Below are 21,378 nucleotides of genomic sequence, written 5' to 3' on the forward strand. Positions count from 1 at the left end.
AAAGGCAGAGCCATGAACTTCAAGACCTTCGCCGCTTTTGTCGGGCCATCTGTCTTCATGATGCTCCTGTTCATCGCCTTGCCGCTGGCCAGCGTGCTGAAACAGAGCTTCTATGTCACCCAACCGATTTACGAAACGGTCGAGGTCGAAAGCTGCTCGCCCGGGTTCCCGGAACAGATCTGCGTGACCGAGCGGAAATCCGTGCCGAAACTGGATGAAGACGGCAAGATCGTCGAGGTCACGACCTATGTGGGCCTTCAAAGCTATCGCAACGTGCTGGAACTGGAGCGGGCATGGAATGCCGTCAAGCGCGACGGTCTGATGGCGCTGCAATCCATTGATTTCTGGAAAGCGCTGCGTTTCACACTGACTTTTACGCTGATCACGCTGCCGCTTGTTCTGGGCTTCGGGCTGGGCATCGCGTTGATGATCAACAACGCCTCGCAAGCCATCAAAGGGCCGGTGATCTTCATCTCGCTTCTGCCCTTCATCATCACGCCTGTGATCGGGGCACTCAGCATCAACTGGCTGTTTCGCGGCGACGGGATCCTGACCGCGTTCATCGAATGGTATCTGCAACGCGACGTGTCGATGTTCGCGCAGGCCTGGACCATCGAGGTTCTGATCATGCTCTATCGCGTCTGGCACGTGGCCCCCTTTGCCGCGATCGTGTTCTATGCCGGGCTGCAGACCGTCAACAGCGACGCGTTGGAAAGCGCGGTGATCGACGGGGCCAGCCGCTGGCAACGCATGAAATACGTGGTGATCCCGCATCTGATGCCGCTGATCATCTTCATCTCGATGATCCACCTGATGGACGCCTATCGCGTGTTCGAGGAAATCGTCGGCTTCTCAAGCCAGGGCTATGTCATCAGCTTGCAATGGCTGACCTATGACTTCCTTGTGCCGGATCAGGCAGGGAACCGGTCGATCAGCCGCGCCTCGGCGTCTGCGATGCTGACCATGATCGGGATCGCCATTCTTCTGGTCCCGCTTCTGCGCCGCACCTGGCAAGACCATAAAGGAGGTCACTAAGATGTCGTCTCGCGCCCTGCGTCAGCCGTTTGCGCTGAAATTCACCTCGGCCACCTTCCTTGCGATCTGGTGCATTGTTGCCGCCTTTCCGATCTTCTGGATCACGGTGATGAGCTTCAAATCCCCGGTTGATGCCTTTTCGTCCAACCCGTTGAACGTGGTGTTCGGCCCCAGCACGCGGGCGGGTGGCAACGGGCTTTCGATCCTCGACATCCTGATGGGCATCGTCGTGATCTGGATCACGGCTCGCCTGATGACCCGGACCCTGCCGATGATGGTGGCCGCCTATGCGCCTGCCGGGCAGAAATGGATCGGCTGGGTGATCGGATCACTGGTTGTGGCGATCGGGTTCCTTGTCACCTTCTTTGCGATCCTGCCCGCCATTCTTGACGCGCTGAACCCGGTCTTTGGACCTTTGGGGCGCGACATCATCGGCCTGACGACCGAGCATTACAAAACGGTCTGGATCGACCGGGGCTTTTCCAACAACTTCAAGAACTCGATGATCGTGACCACGGGTGTTGTGACCGTATCGCTGACTGTTGGTACACTGGCGGGCTATGGTCTTGCGCGGTCCGGATCAGGCCTGGCCTTTGCCATCCTGATCATCGCGCTGGTGTTCCGGGCGCTGCCGCACTCGGTTCTGGTGGCGGGCTATCTGCCTGTGTTCATTTCGTCGTCCGAGTGGCTGGCCCCGATCCTTGGGGAAAATGCCCCCACGCTTTACGGCAAGCCCTTCGCCGTCATCGCGGTGCTTGTCGCGATCAACCAGCCCTTCACGATCTGGATGCTGCGGTCCTTCTTTCAAAGCATCCCCGCCGAGCTGGACGAGGCCGCGCGGGTCGATGGCTGCAACCATTTTCAGGCCTTCCGCCGGGTGATCATGCCGGTGATGTGGCCGGGGGTGATCACGACCGGGCTGTTTTCCTTCCTTCTGGGCTACAATGACTTCCTTGTCACCTCGCTTCTGCTGGACGCGCAGAACCAGACCATGGTGCCGGCGATTGCCGGGATGTTCAGCCGCGAGACGACGACCACCGATCAGGTCGTTGCGGTCGCAGCGGCAGTGTCGATCACCGCGCCGCTCTTCTTCCTGGTCATGGTGTTCCAGCGCCAGATCGTCAGCGGCCTGACCGCCGGGGCTGTGAAAGGCTGATGAGCAGCCGGGCACGACATAATGCGCGGTCAAGCCATCCGGCCCTGAACCGAATGCCGCGGGATTTCCTGCTGGGGCGTCCGCGCCCCACACAATCCCAACGTATTTGACAGGAGAGACAGAATGAAAGGTTCCCGCCCCGAACAAGCGGTCCTGACCCGTGACACGGATATGAAGAAAACCGACGATACCCGCCAGGTGATCGAAGCCATGGTGGACGGCCTGAATGACCACCGCATCAGTGATATCGGCGAGTTTTTCGCCGATGGGTTCCGCTGGATGGGCAATCAAGGCTGCGGCACCAAGACGGGCCTGAAAGAGTTTCAGGACAACTGGCAGCGCCCGTTTCAAGCGGCGTTTTCGGACAAGGTCTGTATCGACGAAGCGCGGCTTTACATGGGCGAATGGGCGGCCGCCTTCGGTCGCCAGGAAGCCACCCATTCGGGTGAGTTTCTGGGCATCGCCCCCACCGGCAAGCGGGTCGAGATCCGATATATGGATTTCTGGAAGGTCGTCGATGGCAAGATCGTCGACAACTGGGTGAATGTCGATTTCGCCCATGTGGCCGCGCAGCTGGGCGTGGACCTGTTTGGCGGCGAAGGGTGGGAAGCATTTGACCGGGGCGAGCGTCAGCCCCCCGGCCCGAACAAGCGAGGAAGTGACATGACAATCGAATACCTGAAACGCGGCAAACCCGAAGCCGATCGCGCCGAGGATGATGCCAAGACCGCCTCGGTTGTCGCCGCGACCCTGAAAGACATCGAAACCCGCGGCGATGCCGCCGTGCGCGATTTGGCGGTAAAGTTCGACGGCTATGACCGCGACAGCTATCGCCTGACGCCGGGTGAGATCGACGCGCTGATCGCCAAGGTCAGCCCGCGCGAGCTGGACGACATCAAATTCGCACAGGCTCAGGTCACGAATTTCGCGCAGGCGCAGCGCGACAGCATGCTGGACGTCGAGGTCGAGACCCTGCCGGGCGTCATCCTGGGTCACAAGAACATCCCGGTACAGTCGGTCGGCTGCTATGTGCCGGGCGGCAAGTTCCCGATGGTCGCCTCGGCGCATATGTCGGTGGCCACCGCCAAGGTCGCGGGCGTGCCGCGCATCATCGCCTGCACCCCGCCCTTCAACGGTGAACCCAACCCCGCCGTGATCGCGGCGATGCATCTGGGTGGCGCGGATGAAATCTATGTTCTGGGCGGTATTCAGGCCGTGGGCGCGATGGCGCTTGGCACGGAAACCATCGACCCCGTACACCTGCTGGTCGGCCCCGGCAACGCGTTCGTGGCCGAGGCCAAACGGCAGCTTTTCGGCCGTGTCGGCATCGACCTGTTCGCAGGCCCGACCGAGACGATGGTGATTGCTGACGACACCGCCGCCGACGCCGAGCTGTGCGCCACCGACCTGCTGGGTCAGGCCGAGCACGGCTATAACAGCCCCTGCGTGCTGCTGACGAACTCGCGCAAGCTGGCCGAAGACACGATGGTCGAGATCGACCGCCTTCTTAAGATCCTGCCCACCGCCGGCACCGCGAAAGTGTCGTGGGAGGATTATGGCGAGGTCATTGTCTGCGACACCTATGAAGAAATGCTGAAGGTCGCCGATGACATCGCGTCCGAGCACGTGCAGGTGATGACCGACCGCGACGACTGGTTCCTTGAGAACATGACCTGCTATGGCGCGCTGTTCCTTGGGCCGCGCACCAACGTGGCCAATGGCGACAAGGTGATCGGCACCAACCACACGCTGCCCACCAAGAAAGCGGGGCGTTACACCGGCGGGCTATGGGTGGGCAAGTACCTGAAAACACACAGCTATCAGAAGGTCACAACAGACGAGGCCGCAGCAATGATCGGGGAGTATGGATCGCGCCTGTGCATGTTGGAAGGCTTCGTCGGCCACGCCGAACAATGCAACATCCGCGTGCGCCGTTATGGCGGCGTGAATGTCCCCTATGGCGAAGGTGCGCCTTATCGCGACGCAGCAGAGTAGCAACAACGAGCGGGGATTGTGACACGACACCCCGCCAACACATGAGACAACAAAAATGGATGTGCAGACCAAGAACAAAGCACTGATCGCGCCCGTTCGGGCCGCGATGTATGATTTTGACGAGGCGATGGTGCGCAAGGCGCTAGCAGATGTAACGGCACCTGATGCAGTGTTTCACCTGTGTTTCCCCTTTGGTGACAGCATCGGGGCGGATGCGTTCTATGACACAGCCTATCGCGACCTGCTGGACGCCTGGCCGGATCTGGAGCGGCGCGATTACATCGTCGTGGCCGGGCCGGATCAGGATGGGGCGGAATGGGTTGGCTGCGGTGGCTACTACACCGGCTCGTTCGAGGCCCCGTGGCTGGACATCCCCCCCACCGGCCATCAGGTGCACATGCGGTTTCACGAGTTCTTCCGCATCGAAAATGACAAGATCGTCGAGTTTCAGGCGCTGTGGGACATTCCCGAGGTCATGATGCAGGCCAATGCCTGGCCGCTGGCGCCCTCGCTTGGGCGCGAATGGCATGTGCCGGGCCCGGCCACCTGTGATGGCATCGTCCCCGGCCCCTATGACATGGAAAAAAGCACCGCCTCGCGCCAGCACATCATCGACATGCTGGACCATATGAAGCGTCACCCCAGCCAGGGCGGCCCCGAAGTGATGGAGATGGACAGGTTCTGGCACGACAAGATGAGCTGGTATGGCCCTTCCGGCATCGGCACAGGGCGCGGTATTCGTGGGTTTCGCAACTGGCACCAGATCCCGTTTCTGGCGGGTATGCCGGATCGCGGGCAGTATGTGGATAAAATCGACTATCACTTCTTCGGCGATGGCGACTATGCCGCGGTCACAGGCTGGCCCGACATGATCCAGACCGTGACCCATGGCGGCTGGCTGGGGATTGCGCCTGCGGGCAAGAAGATCACCATGCGCAGCCTTGATTTCTGGCGCATTGAAAACGGCAAGATCCGTGAAAACTGGGTGTTGGTCGATCTGCTGGACGCGTATGACCAATTGGGTGTGGACGTGTTTGCGCGTCTGCGGGAATTCAACAAGGTGCGCCATATGGAACGCCTGAACATACCTGATGGAATGAGCTGATGACCGGACTGCCCAAAACCCCTTCGTTTAGACTGGATGGCAAGCGTGCGCTTGTGGCCGGGGCCAGTTCCGGCATCGGTCTGGCCTGTGCGGCAGCTCTGGGCGAGGCGGGGGCCGAAGTGACCTTGGCAGCCCGCCGCGCCGATGCGTTGGAGGCTTTGGTCAGTGACATGACAGCCGCGGGCATGTCCGCCAGCGCGTTGCCTTTGGATGTGGCAGATATTGCAGGCACGCAGGCCGCGATTGCCGAGAACGGGCCGTTTGACGTGCTGGTGAACTCGGCCGGTCTGGCGCGTCACAGCCCGGCCAGTGAAACGACAGAAAAGGATTTCGACGCCGTTTCGGACCTGAACATCAAAGGAGCATACTTCCTGACGCAGGCCGTCGCCAAAGGGCTGATTGCAGCCGGAAAACCCGGCAGCCTGATCAACATCTCATCGCAAATGGCCCATGTGGGTGGGCTGGATCGCGCCGTCTATTGCGCGACCAAACACGCGGTGGAAGGTTTCACCAAGTCTATGGCGATCGAATGGGGCAAGGCGGGGATCCGCGTCAACACGATCTGCCCGACCTTCATCCTGACCGACCTGACGCGATCCACCTTCGACCAACCCGACAAACGCGCCTGGATCGAGGACAAGATCAAGCTGGGCCGCGTGGGCGAGGTCGAGGATATCATGGGCGCTGTGCAATTCTTGGCCTCGGACGCGTCCAGCCTTGTCACCGGTACGGCCTTGATGATTGACGGCGGGTGGACGGCGGAATGAGCAAAGTGACCTCAGCCCAAGTCGCCGAACGCGCAGGCGTCAGCCAGTCGGCAGTCAGCCGGGTGTTCACGCCGGGTGCGTCGGCGTCGAAGCGCACGGTCGAGAAGGTCAGGAAAGCCGCCGAAGAACTGGGCTATCGCCCCAACTCGCTGGCGCGCGCGATGGTGTCGGGCAAAAGCCGGATCATCGGGCTGGTCGTGGCCTATCTGGAAAACCACTTTTACCCCGAGGCTTTGGAAAAACTGTCCAATGCGTTGCAGGAACAGGGCTATCACATCCTGATTTTCATGGCCTCCAGCACATCGGGCGACATTGAAAGCGTCGTTGATGAAATTCTGGATTATCAGGTGGATGGGATCATCACCGCCTCGGTCGCCATGTCGTCTGATCTGACCGCACGCTGCCGCAAAGCCGGTGTGCCGATCGTCATGTTCAACCGCTCTCAGGACGGGCCGAACCTGTCCTCGGTCGCGTCGAACAATTTTGCGGGTGGACGCAAGGTGGCCGAGTTCCTGCTTGCGGGCGGCCACAGGAAGATCGGCTATATCGCGGGCTGGGAAGGGGCGTCGACCCAACGCGACCGCGAAGCGGGTTTCCTTGCCGGGTTGGCAACGGGCGGACAGTCCTTGCACAGCCGGGCCATCGGCGATTTTCATGCCGACCGCGCTGCCGATGCCGCGCGGCACATGTTCTCGGCCAAAGACCGGCCCGACGCGGTGTTCGTCTGCAATGATCACATGGCCTTCGCGGTGATGGATGTGTTGCGCTCGGAACTGGGACTGTCGGTGCCGGGCGATGTCTCGGTCATCGGCTATGACGACGTGCCGATTGCCGCCTGGCCCGCCTATGACCTGACCACGGTGCGCCAGCCTGCCAACCGCATGGTGGCGGAAACTGTTGAGCTATTGCTGGGTGAAATCGACGGCACCGGGCGCGGCCCGCAGAAAATTGAAATTGATGGGCCGCTTGTCGTGCGCGGCTCGGCCCGTATCCCGGAAGGATGGAGCACATGAAGGGTTTTGACCCCAAGTTCAAGGATTTCCCCGACTATATCATCGGTATCACCAAGGAAATCTGGGAAGATCGCGGTATTGCAACACTGCATGATTACTATGCGCCCGATATCGTCGTGCGCTCACCCGCCTCGGTCGTGGTGGGCAATAAGGATGTGATCGGGGCGACCATGGCCACGCTGGCAGAGTTTCCTGACCGCACCCTGCTGGGCGAGGATGTGATCTGGTCGGGCACGCCGGAAGAGGGAATGCTGTCCTCGCACCGGTTGTTTTCGACCGCGACGCATCTTGGCGATGGGGTTTACGGCAAGGCGACGGGCAACAAGTTGGCCTATCGCATCATCGCAGACTGTCATGCGATCAACAACCAGATCAACGATGAATGGTTGATCCGGGATCAGGGCGCCATCGTGCGTCAGATGGGGTGGGAGCCGAAGGACTATGCCCGCTATCTGATCGTGCGCGAGGGCGGGCCGGAGCAATGCGTGCAGCCGCTCACCCCTGCCAATGACAAACCCGGCCCCTATAAGGGCACCGGCAATGACAATGAATGGGGTCAGAAATACGCTGATATTGTGACCCGGATCATGAATGCCGACATGACAGCGATTGAATCCGAGTATGACCGCGCGGTGCAGTCTGAATATCCCGGCGGCGCCACGGGCCACAGTTGGGGGCCGGTTGACCGGTTCTGGATGGGGCTGCGCGCGTCCTTCCCGAACGCCACATTCACCATCCACCACCAGATCGGGCGCGATGATCCGATGATGCCGCCCCGCGCCGCGCTGCGCTGGACGCTGCATGGCAAGCATGACGGTTGGGGCGTGTTTGGCGTGCCAACCGGGGCCGAGGTCTTTGTGCTGGGCGCCAGCCATGCCGAATTCGGGCCGTGGGGCTTGCGGCGCGAGTTTACGTTGTTCGATGAAACCGCGATCTGGAAACAAATCCTGCTTCAAACAGGCGAGCTCTGATGTCCAACGGCGTCCGACATATGGGTGTCAGTCAGGCCGCGCGCCGGTTTCATTGCTTCCTTGCCTCGCGCCGAGCACGGCGGCTGAACAATCGCCCGCCCGGCATTTGGGTTTGATCCATTCTGACCCAAACCAATAGGAGACAGACCAATGAGCACCATCCAAGACCGCATCGTTCGCTATGGCGACCTGAAGCCCTGCAAAACTGCTTTCATCGACGCCCATACGCCGGGCTCGGACCAGAAGGAAAACTTCACCATCATCGGCGGGGGCGTCAGCGAAAGCCCCGACCAGCACGTGCATATCACCGACCAGATCGGCTTCAACATCGGCGCGGCGGGGCAACCGCCGAAATGCCGCAACTCTCTGCACAGCCACACCACCGCCGAGGTGTTTTTCGTCCTCAAAGGCCGCTGGCGGTTCTTTTGGGGCCGCTATGGCGACGCAGGGGAGTTTGTGGCCGAGGAAGGCGATATCTTCAACATCCCAACGGGCATCTTCCGCGGGTTTGAGAACATCGGCACCGACTATGGCATGATCATGGCCGTGTTGGGCGGCGATGATGCGGGCGGCGGCGTAACATGGGCGCCGCAAGTGATCGAGGACGCTAAGGATCACGGGCTCGTGCTGGGTGACAACGGCGCGCTTTACGACACGAAAAAGGGGCAAAGCCTACCCGATGGTGTGAAACCCATGCCGCTTTTGACCGAGGAACATTTGAAAGCCTTCCCCGAGGTGCCGGTTGAGAATGTCGTGCGGGATTATGTGGCGCGGTATTGGGATTTGATGGCGCTGGCAGGCAAGAAACCTGCGAAGGTCATTGGTGAAGACGCCTTGCTGCGTGACAAGCCGGGGTTCGAAGTTGATTTCCTGACCCGTGGCTCGATTCCCGACGAGATGCACAGCCATGACAAGCCAACCGTTCTGATGCCCATGCGGGGTCACTGGAAGCTGCGCTATGATGGCGGGGAAACCGTGCTGAACCCCGGCGACACCTGCCTGATCAATCCGGGCGAGGCGCACGCGCTTGCGCCCTCGATGACGGGTGAGGCGAGCCTGTATCGCGTGCGCACCACTGACGATCCCGCTGGCCTGACCTGGACCGGCAAGTAAGCAAACCGGAGGCGCCCATATGACGCATATCAAGACAACCCATGTGGGCTCTCTTCCCCGCAGTCAGGCGGTGGTGGATTTCATCTTCGCCCGCGAAAACGGCACGCCCTATAATCCGGCAGAGTTTGACGCCTGCATGACGCAGGCTGTGTCCGACACCGTGCGCAAACAGGTGGAAGCCGGGATCGACATCGTGTCGGACGGCGAGACGTCCAAGATCTCGTATGCCACCTATGTCAAGGATCGCTATACCGGGTTTGACGGCGACAGCCCCCGCAATGCACCGGCGGACCTGAAGATGTTTCCCGGCTTTCTGAAGCGGCTGGCGGATGATGGCGGAACGCCTCATTACGCCCGCCCCATGTGCGTGGGCGAGGTGAAATCGAAAGGCCAGGGCGAGCTTGAGAAGGACATCGCGAACCTGAAAGCAGCGATGGCCGAACACGGGGCCGAACGCGGTTTCATGAACGCCGCCAGCCCGGGTGTGATCTCTCTGTTCCTGCAAAACGACTATTACAATACGCGCGAGGCGTATCTGGCCGCGCTGGCCGACGCGATGAAGGCGGAATACGAGACCATCGTGGCCTCGGGGTTGGATCTGCAACTGGATTGCCCGGATCTGGCCCTGTCACGCCACATGCTGTTCACCGACCTCAGCGATGACGCGTTCATCAAGGTCGCCAACATGCATGTCGAGGCATTGAACCACGCGCTGGCGGATGTGCCTGCCGACAAGGTGCGTGTGCATATCTGCTGGGGCAATTACGAAGGCCCGCATTGCTGCGATATTCCGATGGCCAAGATGTTCGACACCTTAATGGCGACGAAATCGCGTTATGTGTTGTTTGAAACGTCGAACCCGCGTCATGGGCATGAATGGACGACGTTTCGCGACCGCAAAGCGGATATTCCCGAAGACAAGGTTCTGGTGCCCGGTGTGGTCGATACCACGACCAATTTCGTTGAACATCCCGAGCTTGTCGCCCAACGCATTCAGCGATTTACCGATATTGTCGGGGCAGATCGCGTGATCGCGGGCAGCGATTGCGGCTTTGGCACCTTTGCGGGCTTTGGCGCGGTGGACCCTGACATTGCTTATGCCAAACTGTCGGCTTTGGCCGAGGGGGCGGCGTTGGTCAAATGACGCCCCTTGTGCTGCTTCCCGGAATGATGTGCGATGCGCGGCTGTTTGCGCCGCAGTTTGCTGCGTTTTCGGGGCGGCGCATGGTGGTGTCTGCGCCCCTGACTGACCACGCCAGCATCAAGGGGTTGGCGCAGGCCGTGCTGGCCGATGCGCCGCCACGCTTTGCGCTGGCGGGCCTGTCGATGGGCGGGATCGTCGCGATGGAGGTGTTGCGTCAAGCCCCGGACCGGGTGGACCGCATCGCCCTTCTGGACACCAACCCGCTGGCCGAGGCGGACGCGGTCAAGGCGCGGCGCTTGCCACAAATGCAGAAGGTGCGCGAGGGCGAACTGGCCCGCGTCATGCGCGACGAAATGAAGCCAAATTACCTGAGCGATGGACCCCACCGTACCGAAATTCTTGACCTGTGCATGGAGATGGCGCTGGACCTTGGGCCGCATGTGTTTTTGACACAGTCGCGCGCCTTGATGGACCGCCCCGAACAGAGTGAAACCTTGCGGGCGGCGCAGCTTCCGGCGCTGGTTCTGTGCGGGCGGGATGACACTTTGTGTTCCGTTTCCCGCCATGAACTGATGGCCGATCTGATTCCGGGTGCCCGGTTGGAGATCATCGAGAATGCGGGGCATCTGCCCACTCTGGAACACCCTGAACAAACCAATGCGGCGCTCATGCGCTGGCTGGAGGATTAATTGGACAACTCGCTTCTGACCCTGCTGTCGCAGGTCGACACCCCAACCGTGTGCAACGCTATCGAAGTGGCGCAGGGCAAGCGCGGCTTTGATGCGTTTACCCGTGGCACAATGCTGGCCTCGCACCCTGATGCCCCCGCCATCGTGGGCTATGCCCGCACCGCGCGCATCGCCGCCGTCGCCCCGCCGTCCGAGGCGCCCGATGTGATCAAGGCGCGGCGCATGGACTATTACCGTCATATGGCGGAAGGCCCGCGCCCTGCCCTTGCGGTGATCGAGGACGTGGATTTCCCCCATTGCATCGGGGCCTATTGGGGCGAGATCAATACCACGGTGCACAAGGGCTTCGGCCTGTCAGGGGCGCTGACCAATGGCGTCATGCGCGACTTGGGCGACTTGCCGGATGGGTTTCCGGTGATCGCAGGGTCTATCGGTCCCAGCCACGGGTTCGTGCATGTGCGGGATATCGCAAAGCCGGTCACCGTGTTCGGGTTGAACATTGCCGACGGCGATCTGGTCCATGCCGACCGCCACGGCGCGCTGGTCATTCCATCCGAGGTGCTGCCCGCGCTCGAGGCTGCGATCCGGCGCTTGCTGGACACCGAAAAGCTGGTCCTTGATCCAGCACGGCAAGACGGGTTCGATTTCGAAAAGTTCGAAGCGGCCTGGTCCGCCTTCGAGGCCGCGCGCACCTGAGCACCCTTGCCACCGTCGCGTCGAAGGTCGCAACGGTGCCGGGCCAACCGCGCCCGATCAGAACAGCTTTCGCGTCACACGGCGTGCCTTGCGGGCGCGTTTTGCCATATCCTTCCCCTGACGCGACTGGCTGTCGGCGCGGGCGCGTTCTTCATTGGTCATCTCCTCGCGTGACTTGCCACGACGCGAGGCCATGTCGATGCCCGCATCCACGCCCTTGTTGACCAAACGGCGCGTCACCTGGCGAACGATCATATTGATGATTTGATTAAGGTTCATATCAACTCTCCTGCCCTTTCGGCGGATAGTAACCGCAGTTTCGGGCAAATTCACGGCGGTTTTCCAACCTGACGGCAGATATCCCTAGTCTTCAAACAACTCGGACTGACCTTCGGGGCTTTCGTCCTCGTCTTCGGTCTCGGGGCCGGGCATGGCGCCGGGCGGGGGGCGGCTTTCCAGCAGGCCCGCCGACCGCAACTCCTTCAACCCCGGCAGATCGCGGGCGCTTTCCAATCCGAAATGATCCAGAAACTCCGACGTCACAACAAAAGTAACTGGACGGCCCGGTGTCATTCGGCGGCGCCCAAAGCGGATCCATTCCATCTCGATCAACTGGTCAATGGTGCCACGGCTGACAGAGACACCGCGAATTTCCTCGATCTCGGCGCGGGTGACAGGCTGGTGATAGGCGATGATGGCCAGGGTCTCGATCGCGGCGCGGGACAGTTTGCGGGTCTCGACCGTTTCCTTCTGCATCAGATAGCCCAGATCGGGCGCCGTCCGAATGGCCCACGCATCCCCCACCTTGACCACCGACACCCCACGCCCTTCATATCGTTTGCGCAGATACACCAGCGCCTCGGCGGCGTCCGAACCATGCGGCATCCGCCCCTCAAGCTCTTTCACTGTCACCGGCTCGGCGGACGCAAACAGAATGGCTTCGACCATGCGTTCCTGTTCGCCCATGGGCGGCGCTTCGAACAGGCTGTCATTGTCCCGTTTGTCGTCATGGTTCTGGGCGACAGATTCGTCGCGCGTCACGTCATCCGTCATTCGGTTTCCTGCGGATTTGGATGGGGGCGAAGATCTCACCCTGTCTCAGTTCGATTGCCCCGCGCTTGGCCAGTTCCAGCGTGGCCGCGAAATTGGCAGCTGTCGCAGAGCGACGCCGCACCGGATCCGTTTCCCAGCCTTCGGGAAGATACGAGGTCAGGTCGGTCCAGTCGCCCGCATATCCGATCAGGCCACGCATCCGGTCCAGTGCCTGTTCCATCGTCATCACCGCATCGCGGTCCATGACGAAGGGGCGAAACTCGTCCTTGGTGCGGATGCGGGCATAGCCTTGCATCAGGTCCAGAAGATTGGCGGTATAGGTCACGCGGCGCACCCGCGTCACATCCTCGGGAATGCCGCGGGCAAAGAAATCGCGCCCCAACTGATCGCGCGCCATCAGCTTTGCGGCCACATCGCGCATCGCCTGCAAACGCTCAAGCTGGAACGCCAGATGCGCGGCCAGTTCTTCGCCGGATGGGCCATCTTCGGTCGGATCGGGCGGCAGCAACAAGCGGGATTTCAGAAACGCGAGCCACGCGGCCATCACCAGATAATCAGCCGCCAGTTCGATGCGCAGATGCCGTGCCTTTTCGACAAAGCCCAGATACTGTTCGGCCAGTTCCAGAACCGAGATCTTGCGCAGGTCGACCTTCTGCGTGCGGCTGAGCGTCAGAAGCAGGTCAAGCGGTCCCTCGAACCCCTCGACATCGACGATCAGCGCCTCGGCCGCCAAACGCGCCGAGACCGACATCGCGTCGCTTTCAAATTCCTCAGTCTCGCTCATCCGCAGCCCGTTCAGACCCCTGACCTGTCATCAGGCTCTGAAACTCTGCGTCAAGCGCGGAAATGTCAACAGGATCGGGCGCGCGCCGCCAGTCCAGCGCAGTATTGGCGCGGTCCAGGGCTTGCCCTTTCAAGGGGCCGGCGGCCTCGGCCACCTCTTCCATCTGCTCCAGCACGCCATTGCAATGCAGGACCATGTCGCATCCGGCCTGAAGCGATCGCCGCGCCCTGAGAGTAAGCGGACCCTCCAGCGCCTGCATCGACAAATCGTCCGTCATCAGAAGCCCGCCGAACCCGATCTGCTCGCGGATCAGCGTGATGATGGCCGGGCTTTGTGTCGCCGGGTGGTCCGGGTCGATATCGTCATAGACAACATGCGCCGTCATCCCAAGCGGCAGACCGGCCAGAGGCTCGAACGCCATGAAATCGGTGCGGCCCAGTTCCTTGGCCTTGGTTTTGACGCGGGGCAGTTCCTTGTGACTGTCCAGATTGGCGCGGCCCTGTCCGGGAATGTGCTTGACCACCGGCAATACGCCACCTTCCAGCAGCGCCTGTGCCACCATGCCCGCCCGTTCCGCCACGCGCACCACGTCTTCGCCATAGCAGCGATTGCGCAGGATGGGATGTGTGTCGGCATTGGCGATATCCGCCACCGGCGCACAGTTTCCGTCAATGCCAACCGCCAAAAGCTCGTCCGCGATCAGGCGATAACGCAGATAGAGTGTGCGCAGCGCATCGCGCCTGTTCAATGCCACCTGATCCAAGGCGGGCAACCATTCGCGCCAATGCGGCCCCGCCATTCGCGCCACCCGCCCGCCTTCCTGATCAATGAAGATGGGCACGTCACGCCCGACCGCGCCGCGCAGTTCAGCCGTCAGCGCCCGAAGCTGATCGGGGTTGTCCACGTTGCGGGCAAACAGGATGAAACCCCAGGGCTGGACGCGTTCGAAAAAATCGCGCTCAGAGGGCAGAAGCTGCGTCCCTTCGCACCCGAAGATATACGCGCCCTGCCCTTGCATGTCAGCGGTTCACGACCGGAATACAGGCCGCCTTGGACGCCATCAGAACTGAACAGAACCGGCGCGCATCGGCCAGATCCTCGAACCCGACGGCGCGCAGGCGATAGAAGGTCTTGCCGCCCGACTGAGCTTTCTGAACGACGCGCGACTTGTCGGTGAAATACTCGTCGAACCGGGCCACCAGACGGTCCCATTCGGCGCGGGCCACGTCTTCGCTGTCAAAGGCGCCCAGTTGGACCAGCCGCGTGCCCGCTGAAATCTGGTCAGGGGCCACTTCCTGCGCGACCTGAGCCGGAGCCGGCGGTGCTGCGACAACACGGGTCGTCAGGTCTGCCGGACGGACCAAGGGGCGCGGCGACTGGCGGACACCGGGGACCGATGCCGGGATGATTTTCACGGCATTTACGACCGGCGCATCGGCGGTGGCGTCATCCAACGCGGCCTGCACCGTGTCATCAGACCCTGCGTCTGAAAGCGGTGCAGCATCGGCTGCGATCTGTTCTGCAATGGCAAGGGCTGCGGCCACCGGGTCAACCTGCCCGGGCGCACGATCCGGCAGGATGGCTGCGGCCTCGTGCAGCGGCAGTTCCGCGCCCGGCGCCGTGTCCGCGCGCGCTGCGACCTCGGTCGCCATATCCTCGTCCGCGAGGTCCTCGGGAGCAGGGGCCAACACCAATCGGTCGGCGGGGGCCGCGGCCTGACCTTCGGATTGAACATTGTTCACGGCAAAGCCCTGATGCGCGGCGGATTGGCCGCCGGGGTTGTCCGGCTGCACACGCATCGGCCCTTCCAGCGCACGCACCACCGGAATGCCGGTCACATCGCGCACCGCCAGCTTGTAACCCCAAACACCCAACCCGACAATCAGCGCCAGCGACAGCGCCGCACCCGCATAATTGAACATTGTGCTGAACCCGCCTTGGCCAGAGCTGGGCAAAGGCGCGTCTTCGGTCATATCCGCCATCGGAGCATCATAAAGACCATGCTGGCCATCATATGCAGCCGAACGGGCTTGCAGAGGGTGCACATCCAGCGGCTGAGCTCCACCATGCGCCGGATGCACATACTGCGGCGAAGGCGCGACCAAAGGCGGCTCGGTCCGATGCGCGGACTGATACCCGTGATCATACTGATTGCTGAACGTCGCCTGCCGGGTCCCGGGACCCCAATGTGCTTCTGCCATAATGCCTCACCTCCGGTTGCGGACGCGTCGGCCATTGATGGCTCTTTCTGCGTCCCGGTCCGGTTACTGCGTCAACCTCTTGCCCGCCGAAGCTGCCCTTGTGATCAGCGCATTTCCTCGGCAGGAGTGACCCCCAAAATACCCAAGCCTGACGAAATGACAACGGCTACGGCACGCGGCAGGGCGATTTTCGCTGCTGATGAGTCATTCTTGCCATCCTGAAGAAAGCGCAATTCCGGCTTGTCATTGCCCCGGTTCCACAGCGCGTGGAAGTCCGAGGCCAGTTCATACAGGTAAAACGCGATGCGATGCGGCTCATGCGTGCGCGCCGCGATCTCGACCAGGCGCGGCCATTCGGCCAGCTTTTTCGCCACCGCGATCTCGGCCTCGTCCTCGATCTTGGGCGTATCGGTCAGGGTGATCCCCTGATCCGCGGCCTTGCGCAGAACCGAACGCACCCGGGCATGGGCGTATTGCACATAGAACACGGGGTTGTCGCGACTCTGCTCCAACACCTTGTCGAAATCGAAATCCAGGGGCGCGTCGTTTTTGCGTGTCAGCATAACAAAACGGGTCACGTCCGGCCCAACTTGCTCGACGACATCTCGCAGGGTCACAAAGGTGCCCGCCCGTTTCGACATCTTGAACGGCTCGCCATTCTTGTAGAGTTTCACGAGTTGCGTCAGCTTGATATCCAACGGCACACGCCCATCCGACAGCGCCGACACCGCCGCCTTCATCCGCTTGACATAGCCACCATGATCGGCACCAAACACGTCGATCAGCGCGTCAAACCCGCGTTCGATCTTGTCGAAATGATAGGCGATGTCTGGCGCAAAATAGGTCCAGCTGCCGTCCGATTTTTTCACCGGGCGGTCCACATCGTCGCCATGCTCGGTGGACTTGAACAGCGTTTGCTCACGCGGCTCCCAATCTTCGGGCTTCTTGCCTTTGGGCGGCTCAAGCACACCCTCATAGATCAGACCCTTGCCTTCCAGCGATGCCAACGCAGCTTCAATCCGACCCGTGCCATAGAGCGATTTTTCCGAGAAAAAGACATCCATCTTCACCCCCAGCATCGCCAGATCTTCGCGGATCAGGTCCAGCATCTTCCCGGTTGCAAACTCACGAATTTCCGCCAGCCAGAACTGTTCGCCCTTGCCAACGAACGCATCGCCCACTTTGTCCTTCAACGCCTGCCCGACAGGCACCAGATAATCGCCGGGATAGGTGCCGTCCTCGAACGCCACGTCCTGCCCATGCGCCTCCAGATAGCGCAGGTAAACCGAACGGGCCAACACATCGACCTGCGCGCCGCCATCATTGATGTAATATTCCCGCGTCACCTCGTGACCGGCATAGTCCAGCAGGCTTGCCAACGCATCGCCAAACACCGCGCCGCGCGTGTGACCCACATGCAAAGGCCCCGTGGGGTTGGCAGACACATATTCCACATTGACCTTCTGTCCCGCCCCCATGGACGAGCGGCCATAACCGTCACCACCAAGAATGCCCTCGACCAGTTTTGCCCAGATTGATGCATTCAGCCGCAGGTTCAAAAACCCCGGCCCGGCCACTTCGGCCACGTCGATGCGGTCATCGGCGGCCAGCTTTCCTGCCAGCACGTCAGCAATGTCGCGCGGCTTCATCCTGGCAGGCTTGGCCAGAACCATCGCCGCATTGGTTGCCATATCCCCATGCGCCGCATCGCGCGGCGGCTCGACCGCCACGTTGTCAAAGCTCAGCCCCTCGGGCAAGGTACCCTCGGCCACCATCGCGTTCAGCGCGTCGATCACAAGGCTGCGAATATCGGCAAACAGGTTCATGGATATGGTCCTTTTCTCTCAGGCGCACTCCTAGCACCCCCGCCCCAAAGGTCAAGCAACCCGATGCGCGAAACTGCCCGTTTCTTCTGGCCCGAAATATCCCGGGGGTGAGGGGCAACGCCCCGAGGGGGCAGGCCCCCTACCCGCCCAATCCCAGCCGCTTGTGTTCCTGCAAGGCGAAACGATCCGTCATTCCGGCGATATAATCCGCCACCAAACGCGCCAGGCGACGGTCGCTGGTGGCCGCTTCGATCTCGGCCCGCCATTCACCCGGCAGGTCGGATGGGACAGCGCGGTAATGGGCAAACAGATCTTCCACCACGTGGGTGACCCGCGCACGCATCGCAACCACCGATGGGGCGCGGTACATCCGGGTGAACAAAAACTCTCGAATAACCTTCAGATCCGCCCACAGCGCGGGCGAAAAGCGGATGACCGCGTGATCCAGCACGCGCACCTCTTCGACCGATTGCGGCGCCGCATCCACCAACAACGCCTGCGAGGTGGTCAGTACATCCTCCACCATCACGCCAAACACCCGGCGCAATGCCTCGTGTCGGCGTCGTCCCGCATCCAGACCGGGATAGGTCGCGTCCACCTCGGCAATCGCCGGGCCAATGATGGGCAATTCGGCAATCTCGTCCATGTCAAACAGCCCCGCCCGCAAGCCATCATGCAGATCGTGGTTGTTATAGGCGATATCATCGGCCAGCGCGGCGGCCTGAGCTTCGGCGCTCGCGTGGGTGTGCAATTCCAGATCGTGGCGCGCGTTGTATTCCGCCAGTGCGGGCGGCAGATCACCCACCACCGGCCCATTATGTTTGGCAATCCCTTCAAGGGTTTCCCAGGTCAGGTTCAACCCGTCCCATTCGGCATAGTGCCGTTCAAGCGAGGTGACGATCTTCAACGCCTGCGCGTTGTGATCGAACCCACCAAACGGGGCCATCATGGCGTCCAGCGCATCCTCGCCGGTATGTCCAAACGGCGTGTGCCCCAGATCATGGGCCAGAGCCACGGCCTCGGTCAGGTGGCTGTTCAGCCCCAGCGCGCCCGCGATGGTGCGCGCCACCTGCGCCACCTCGATCGAGTGGGTCAGCCGTGTGCGGAAATAATCGCCCTCGTGTTCCACAAACACCTGCGTCTTGTGTTTCAGACGGCGAAAGGCCGAGGAATGAATAATTCGGTCGCGATCCCGCTGAAACGGCTCGCGAAACGCGCTTTCGTCCTCAGGGTAAAGCCGACCCCGGCTGCCACCGGGATGCGTTGCGTAATTGGCGAGCATACCTGCCCCTTTCTGCCTGTCACCGCAGATGTGCCCAGTTGTCCCGACCAAGGCACACCGTCCGGGCGTCTTGTCGCGCCCGCATGGCCCCCCTATATTCCGTTATGCGCGAACATGAAATGGATTTCCAATGGACCTGACCCTGCCCCCCACCGTCACAGACCGTGCGTTTGCCCGCCTGGCCGAGATTGGCGCAGGTGCCCAAGGCAAGGCCCTGCGCGTCGCCGTCGAAGGCGGCGGCTGTTCAGGGTTTCAATATGACATCTCGCTGGATGACCCGGCCGAGGGCGATCTGGTGCTGGAAGGGTCCGGCGAACAGGTGGTGGTCGACGAGGTGTCGCTGCCATTTCTGGCCAACGCGACAATTGATTTCAGCGAAGAGCTGATCGGTGCGCGGTTCATCGTGAATAACCCGAACGCGTCGGCGTCCTGCGGGTGTGGCACGTCCTTTTCGATGTAATCCCCCTTTTCTTGTCCCAACCAACCGGCTAGGTGCAGCCCATGCACACGGACTGGGACACTATCATCATTGGCGCGGGCGCGGCGGGCCTGTTCTGCGCGCCCTTCGCGGCTGCGCATGGCGGTCGCGTGTTGGTCATCGACCATGCCGCCAAACCCGGCGAAAAAATCCGTATTTCCGGCGGTGGGCGCTGCAATTTCACCAATATGCACACAGAGCCTGCGAATTTCACCGGCCAGAACCCGCATTTCCACAAATCCGCTTTGGCGCGTTACACCCAATGGGATTTCGTCGAGTTGATCGACCGCGCTGGGATCGCGTGGCACGAGAAAACGCTGGGGCAGTTGTTTTGTGACGGTAAGTCGACGCAAATCATCGACCTGCTGGTGCAAAACCTGAAGGACGCCGGGGCCGAGTTGCGTTTGTCGACCACCGTTCAGGCGGTCGATCGAACAGACACGGGCTTCGCGCTGGACACCACTGCGGGCGAGTTGAGGTGCAAGAACCTCGTCCTTGCCACGGGCGGCAAGTCGATCCCCAAGATGGGCGCGACCGGTTTTGCCTATGATATCGCTCGCCAGTTCGGGCACGAGGTCATCGCCCCCCGCCCCGCGCTCGTTCCCCTGACCTTCCCAGACGGTCGCTTTGCGGCCCTGTCCGGCGTGTCCCTGCCTGTCCGCATCTGGACCGACCGTGCGCGCTTTGACGAGGCGATGCTGTTCACCCATCGCGGGCTGTCCGGGCCTGCGATCCTGCAAATCTCGTCCTTCTGGCGCGAGGGCGAGGCGATCCATATCGACCTGACGGGTGGACGCGACCTGTTCACCACGCTCCGCGATCAACGCCAGACCGAGGGGCGGCGGCAACTTTCGACCGAGCTGGCGCGTCACCTGCCTGCACGACTGGTCGAGTTTCTGACAACCGAATGGGCAGACCGCTTCGACCTGACCGCGCGTCTTGCTGACCAGTCAGATACGGCGTTGCGCGCGCTGACCGATCAACTGTCCGATTGGGCGCTGATGCCCGCCGGGTCCGAGGGCTACCGCACCGCCGAAGTCACCCTTGGCGGCATCTCGACCGACGGGATCGACAGCAAATCGATGATGTCGAAAACCGTTCCTGGCCTTTACTTCATCGGCGAATGTGTCGACGTGACGGGCTGGCTCGGCGGGTTCAATTTCCAATGGGCGTGGTCCAGCGCCCACGCCGCCGGGCGGCATATCGCCGAACGCTGAACGGCTTTGCTTGCACCCCCGCCCGTTTGCGCCCACATTGGCCGCCACGAACAGAAGGGGGCCGCATGAAAATCGCCAGTTTCAATATCAACGGCATCAAGGCGCGTTTGCCCGCGCTGATGGACTGGCTGGACGAGGCGCAGCCCGACGTCGCCATCTTGCAGGAGATCAAGTCGATTGACGAGAACTTCCCCCGTGAGACCTTTGAAGACAAAGGATATAACGTCGAAACCCACGGACAGAAAAGCTTCAACGGTGTCGCCCTTCTGTCCAAGCTGCCGCTTGAGGATGTGACCCGCGGCCTGCCCGGTGACGACGCGGACGAACAGGCCCGGTATATCGAAGCAACCGTGGTGGGCGATCACGCCGTGCGCATCTGTGGGCTTTACCTGCCCAACGGCAACCCGGTACCGGGTCCGAAATACGATTACAAACTGGCATGGATGGACCGCCTGCGCGCCCGTGCCGAGGACCTTCTGGCCACTGAAGAAGCGTTCCTGATGGCGGGCGATTACAACATCATTCCCCAACCCGAGGACGCTGCCCGCCCCGAGGACTGGATCGACGATGCGCTCTTCCGTCCCGAAAGCCGCGAGGCATGGCGCAAGATCACAAACCTTGGCCTGACCGAAGCCTTCCGCGCCCGCAACCAGGCCCCTGAACATTACACGTTCTGGGATTTCCAGCGCGGCGCGTGGCAGCGCAATGACGGCATTCGCATCGATCATTTCCTGCTGTCGCCAGAATGCGCCGATCTTCTGACCGACTGCCAGATTGATAAAGAAGTGCGCGGGCGCGAGAAGCCTTCGGACCATGTTCCAATCTGGATTGAGCTAGCGGCATAAAGATCTGA

Annotated in this window: 21 protein-coding genes and 1 pseudogene; 15 read left to right on the forward strand and 7 right to left on the reverse strand. The window is 61.5% G+C overall.

The features are described 5' to 3' along the window. The first annotated feature begins 12 nt into the window (after positions 1-12). From IE188_RS01750 to IE188_RS01800, 12 genes and pseudogenes are all read left to right on the forward strand, one after another. Positions 13-1,035 (forward strand): carbohydrate ABC transporter permease, encoded by a 1,023-nt coding sequence (locus IE188_RS01750; RefSeq protein WP_191284745.1) that lies wholly within the window; start codon positions 13-15, stop codon positions 1,033-1,035. Position 1,036: 1 nt separating this feature from the next. Continuing rightward, on the forward strand, positions 1,037-2,191 hold the full coding sequence (locus IE188_RS01755; RefSeq protein WP_191284746.1) for a carbohydrate ABC transporter permease: 1,155 nt from the start codon (positions 1,037-1,039) through the stop codon (positions 2,189-2,191). Positions 2,192-2,362: 171 nt separating this feature from the next. Continuing rightward, positions 2,363-2,755, forward strand: a pseudogene (locus IE188_RS16740) (ester cyclase); the annotation flags it as partial. 99 nt (positions 2,756-2,854) lie between these two features. Beyond that, positions 2,855-4,186: a histidinol dehydrogenase gene (hisD, locus tag IE188_RS01760; protein WP_229836499.1), complete on the forward strand. Its 1,332-nt coding sequence runs from the start codon at positions 2,855-2,857 to the stop codon at positions 4,184-4,186. Positions 4,187-4,241: 55 nt separating this feature from the next. Continuing rightward, on the forward strand, positions 4,242-5,291 hold the full coding sequence (locus IE188_RS01765) for an ester cyclase (protein WP_229836408.1): 1,050 nt from the start codon (positions 4,242-4,244) through the stop codon (positions 5,289-5,291). Next, positions 5,291-6,058: an SDR family NAD(P)-dependent oxidoreductase gene (locus IE188_RS01770; RefSeq protein ID WP_191284748.1), complete on the forward strand. Its 768-nt coding sequence runs from the start codon at positions 5,291-5,293 to the stop codon at positions 6,056-6,058. Before IE188_RS01765 ends, IE188_RS01770 begins: the two co-directional genes overlap by 1 nt. Then, positions 6,055-7,071 carry a LacI family DNA-binding transcriptional regulator gene (locus tag IE188_RS01775; RefSeq protein ID WP_191284749.1) on the forward strand — a complete coding sequence of 339 codons (1,017 nt, stop codon included), beginning with the start codon at positions 6,055-6,057 and terminating at the stop codon, positions 7,069-7,071. The genes IE188_RS01770 and IE188_RS01775 overlap by 4 nt, the downstream gene beginning before the upstream one ends. Further along, positions 7,068-8,042 carry a nuclear transport factor 2 family protein gene (locus IE188_RS01780; protein ID WP_191284750.1) on the forward strand — a complete coding sequence of 325 codons (975 nt, stop codon included), beginning with the start codon at positions 7,068-7,070 and terminating at the stop codon, positions 8,040-8,042. The genes IE188_RS01775 and IE188_RS01780 overlap by 4 nt, the downstream gene beginning before the upstream one ends. A gap of 150 nt (positions 8,043-8,192) precedes the next feature. Further along, positions 8,193-9,155: a cupin domain-containing protein gene (locus tag IE188_RS01785; RefSeq protein WP_191284751.1), complete on the forward strand. Its 963-nt coding sequence runs from the start codon at positions 8,193-8,195 to the stop codon at positions 9,153-9,155. A 19-nt stretch (positions 9,156-9,174) separates the two neighbouring features. Then, positions 9,175-10,299 carry a cobalamin-independent methionine synthase II family protein gene (locus IE188_RS01790; protein WP_191284752.1) on the forward strand — a complete coding sequence of 375 codons (1,125 nt, stop codon included), beginning with the start codon at positions 9,175-9,177 and terminating at the stop codon, positions 10,297-10,299. Next, entirely contained in the window at positions 10,296-10,988 is a 693-nt protein-coding gene (locus tag IE188_RS01795; RefSeq protein ID WP_191284753.1) for an alpha/beta fold hydrolase, read from the forward strand. The genes IE188_RS01790 and IE188_RS01795 overlap by 4 nt, the downstream gene beginning before the upstream one ends. After that, a complete protein-coding gene (locus tag IE188_RS01800; RefSeq protein ID WP_191284754.1) occupies positions 10,989-11,684 on the forward strand; it encodes an RraA family protein in 696 nt (231 codons plus the stop codon). 57 nt (positions 11,685-11,741) lie between these two features. Here IE188_RS01800 and IE188_RS01805 read toward each other — a convergent pair whose 3' ends face one another. The 7 genes from IE188_RS01805 to IE188_RS01835 form a co-directional block, all read right to left on the reverse strand. Continuing rightward, a complete protein-coding gene (locus tag IE188_RS01805; RefSeq protein ID WP_191284755.1) occupies positions 11,742-11,963 on the reverse strand; it encodes a hypothetical protein in 222 nt (73 codons plus the stop codon). Between the two features lie 84 nt (positions 11,964-12,047). Continuing rightward, entirely contained in the window at positions 12,048-12,737 is a 690-nt protein-coding gene (gene scpB / locus IE188_RS01810; RefSeq protein WP_407648150.1) for an SMC-Scp complex subunit ScpB, read from the reverse strand. Further along, positions 12,727-13,521: a segregation and condensation protein A gene (locus IE188_RS01815; RefSeq protein WP_191284756.1), complete on the reverse strand. Its 795-nt coding sequence runs from the start codon at positions 13,519-13,521 to the stop codon at positions 12,727-12,729. Before IE188_RS01815 ends, scpB begins: the two co-directional genes overlap by 11 nt. Further along, positions 13,508-14,539 carry a glycoside hydrolase family 3 protein gene (locus IE188_RS01820; RefSeq protein WP_191284757.1) on the reverse strand — a complete coding sequence of 344 codons (1,032 nt, stop codon included), beginning with the start codon at positions 14,537-14,539 and terminating at the stop codon, positions 13,508-13,510. Before IE188_RS01820 ends, IE188_RS01815 begins: the two co-directional genes overlap by 14 nt. Position 14,540: 1 nt before the next feature. Beyond that, entirely contained in the window at positions 14,541-15,722 is a 1,182-nt protein-coding gene (locus IE188_RS01825) for an SPOR domain-containing protein (RefSeq protein WP_229836411.1), read from the reverse strand. Positions 15,723-15,826: 104 nt separating this feature from the next. Beyond that, positions 15,827-17,548, reverse strand: a complete 1,722-nt coding sequence (argS, locus tag IE188_RS01830; protein WP_191284758.1) for an arginine--tRNA ligase — start codon at positions 17,546-17,548, stop codon at positions 15,827-15,829. A 139-nt stretch (positions 17,549-17,687) separates the two neighbouring features. Next, the gene (locus IE188_RS01835) at positions 17,688-18,830 is read right to left on the reverse strand and encodes a deoxyguanosinetriphosphate triphosphohydrolase (RefSeq protein WP_191284759.1); all 1,143 of its coding nucleotides are present in this window, start codon (positions 18,828-18,830) and stop codon (positions 17,688-17,690) included. Positions 18,831-18,966: 136 nt separating this feature from the next. On the opposite strand from IE188_RS01835, the gene IE188_RS01840 reads away from it, so the two are divergent. The 3 genes from IE188_RS01840 to xth all read left to right on the forward strand — a co-directional run bounded on the left by IE188_RS01840 (position 18,967) and on the right by xth (position 21,370). Next, positions 18,967-19,290 carry a HesB/IscA family protein gene (locus IE188_RS01840; protein WP_191285292.1) on the forward strand — a complete coding sequence of 108 codons (324 nt, stop codon included), beginning with the start codon at positions 18,967-18,969 and terminating at the stop codon, positions 19,288-19,290. 41 nt (positions 19,291-19,331) lie between these two features. Continuing rightward, on the forward strand, positions 19,332-20,525 hold the full coding sequence (locus IE188_RS01845; protein ID WP_191284760.1) for a BaiN/RdsA family NAD(P)/FAD-dependent oxidoreductase: 1,194 nt from the start codon (positions 19,332-19,334) through the stop codon (positions 20,523-20,525). Between the two features lie 65 nt (positions 20,526-20,590). Then, on the forward strand, positions 20,591-21,370 hold the full coding sequence (gene xth, locus IE188_RS01850; protein WP_191284761.1) for an exodeoxyribonuclease III: 780 nt from the start codon (positions 20,591-20,593) through the stop codon (positions 21,368-21,370). Positions 21,371-21,378 lie beyond the last annotated feature (8 nt).

It is taken from the genome of Aliiroseovarius zhejiangensis (assembly GCF_014656375.1).
Classification (GTDB): domain Bacteria; phylum Pseudomonadota; class Alphaproteobacteria; order Rhodobacterales; family Rhodobacteraceae; genus Aliiroseovarius; species Aliiroseovarius zhejiangensis.

What these genes read in the sequence shown, in the direction of transcription:
- IE188_RS01755 (WP_191284746.1), top strand. Translation starts at nt 1,037, where the DNA reads ATGTCGTCTCGCGCCCTGCGTCAGCCGTTTGCGCTGAAATTCACCTCG.
- IE188_RS01805 (WP_191284755.1), bottom strand. Translation starts at nt 11,963, where the DNA reads ATGAACCTTAATCAAATCATCAATATGATCGTTCGCCAGGTGACGCGC.
- IE188_RS01825 (WP_229836411.1), bottom strand. Translation starts at nt 15,722, where the DNA reads ATGGCAGAAGCACATTGGGGTCCCGGGACCCGGCAGGCGACGTTCAGC.
- IE188_RS01795 (WP_191284753.1), top strand. Translation starts at nt 10,296, where the DNA reads ATGACGCCCCTTGTGCTGCTTCCCGGAATGATGTGCGATGCGCGGCTG.
- IE188_RS01765 (WP_229836408.1), top strand. Translation starts at nt 4,242, where the DNA reads ATGGATGTGCAGACCAAGAACAAAGCACTGATCGCGCCCGTTCGGGCC.
- IE188_RS01815 (WP_191284756.1), bottom strand. Translation starts at nt 13,521, where the DNA reads ATGAGCGAGACTGAGGAATTTGAAAGCGACGCGATGTCGGTCTCGGCG.
- IE188_RS01835 (WP_191284759.1), bottom strand. Translation starts at nt 18,830, where the DNA reads ATGCTCGCCAATTACGCAACGCATCCCGGTGGCAGCCGGGGTCGGCTT.
- IE188_RS01770 (WP_191284748.1), top strand. Translation starts at nt 5,291, where the DNA reads ATGACCGGACTGCCCAAAACCCCTTCGTTTAGACTGGATGGCAAGCGT.
- argS (WP_191284758.1), bottom strand. Translation starts at nt 17,548, where the DNA reads ATGAACCTGTTTGCCGATATTCGCAGCCTTGTGATCGACGCGCTGAAC.
- IE188_RS01790 (WP_191284752.1), top strand. Translation starts at nt 9,175, where the DNA reads ATGACGCATATCAAGACAACCCATGTGGGCTCTCTTCCCCGCAGTCAG.
- scpB (WP_407648150.1), bottom strand. Translation starts at nt 12,737, where the DNA reads ATGACGGATGACGTGACGCGCGACGAATCTGTCGCCCAGAACCATGAC.
- IE188_RS01845 (WP_191284760.1), top strand. Translation starts at nt 19,332, where the DNA reads ATGCACACGGACTGGGACACTATCATCATTGGCGCGGGCGCGGCGGGC.
- IE188_RS01785 (WP_191284751.1), top strand. Translation starts at nt 8,193, where the DNA reads ATGAGCACCATCCAAGACCGCATCGTTCGCTATGGCGACCTGAAGCCC.
- IE188_RS01780 (WP_191284750.1), top strand. Translation starts at nt 7,068, where the DNA reads ATGAAGGGTTTTGACCCCAAGTTCAAGGATTTCCCCGACTATATCATC.
- IE188_RS01750 (WP_191284745.1), top strand. Translation starts at nt 13, where the DNA reads ATGAACTTCAAGACCTTCGCCGCTTTTGTCGGGCCATCTGTCTTCATG.
- IE188_RS01775 (WP_191284749.1), top strand. Translation starts at nt 6,055, where the DNA reads ATGAGCAAAGTGACCTCAGCCCAAGTCGCCGAACGCGCAGGCGTCAGC.
- xth (WP_191284761.1), top strand. Translation starts at nt 20,591, where the DNA reads ATGAAAATCGCCAGTTTCAATATCAACGGCATCAAGGCGCGTTTGCCC.
- IE188_RS01820 (WP_191284757.1), bottom strand. Translation starts at nt 14,539, where the DNA reads ATGCAAGGGCAGGGCGCGTATATCTTCGGGTGCGAAGGGACGCAGCTT.
- hisD (WP_229836499.1), top strand. Translation starts at nt 2,855, where the DNA reads ATGACAATCGAATACCTGAAACGCGGCAAACCCGAAGCCGATCGCGCC.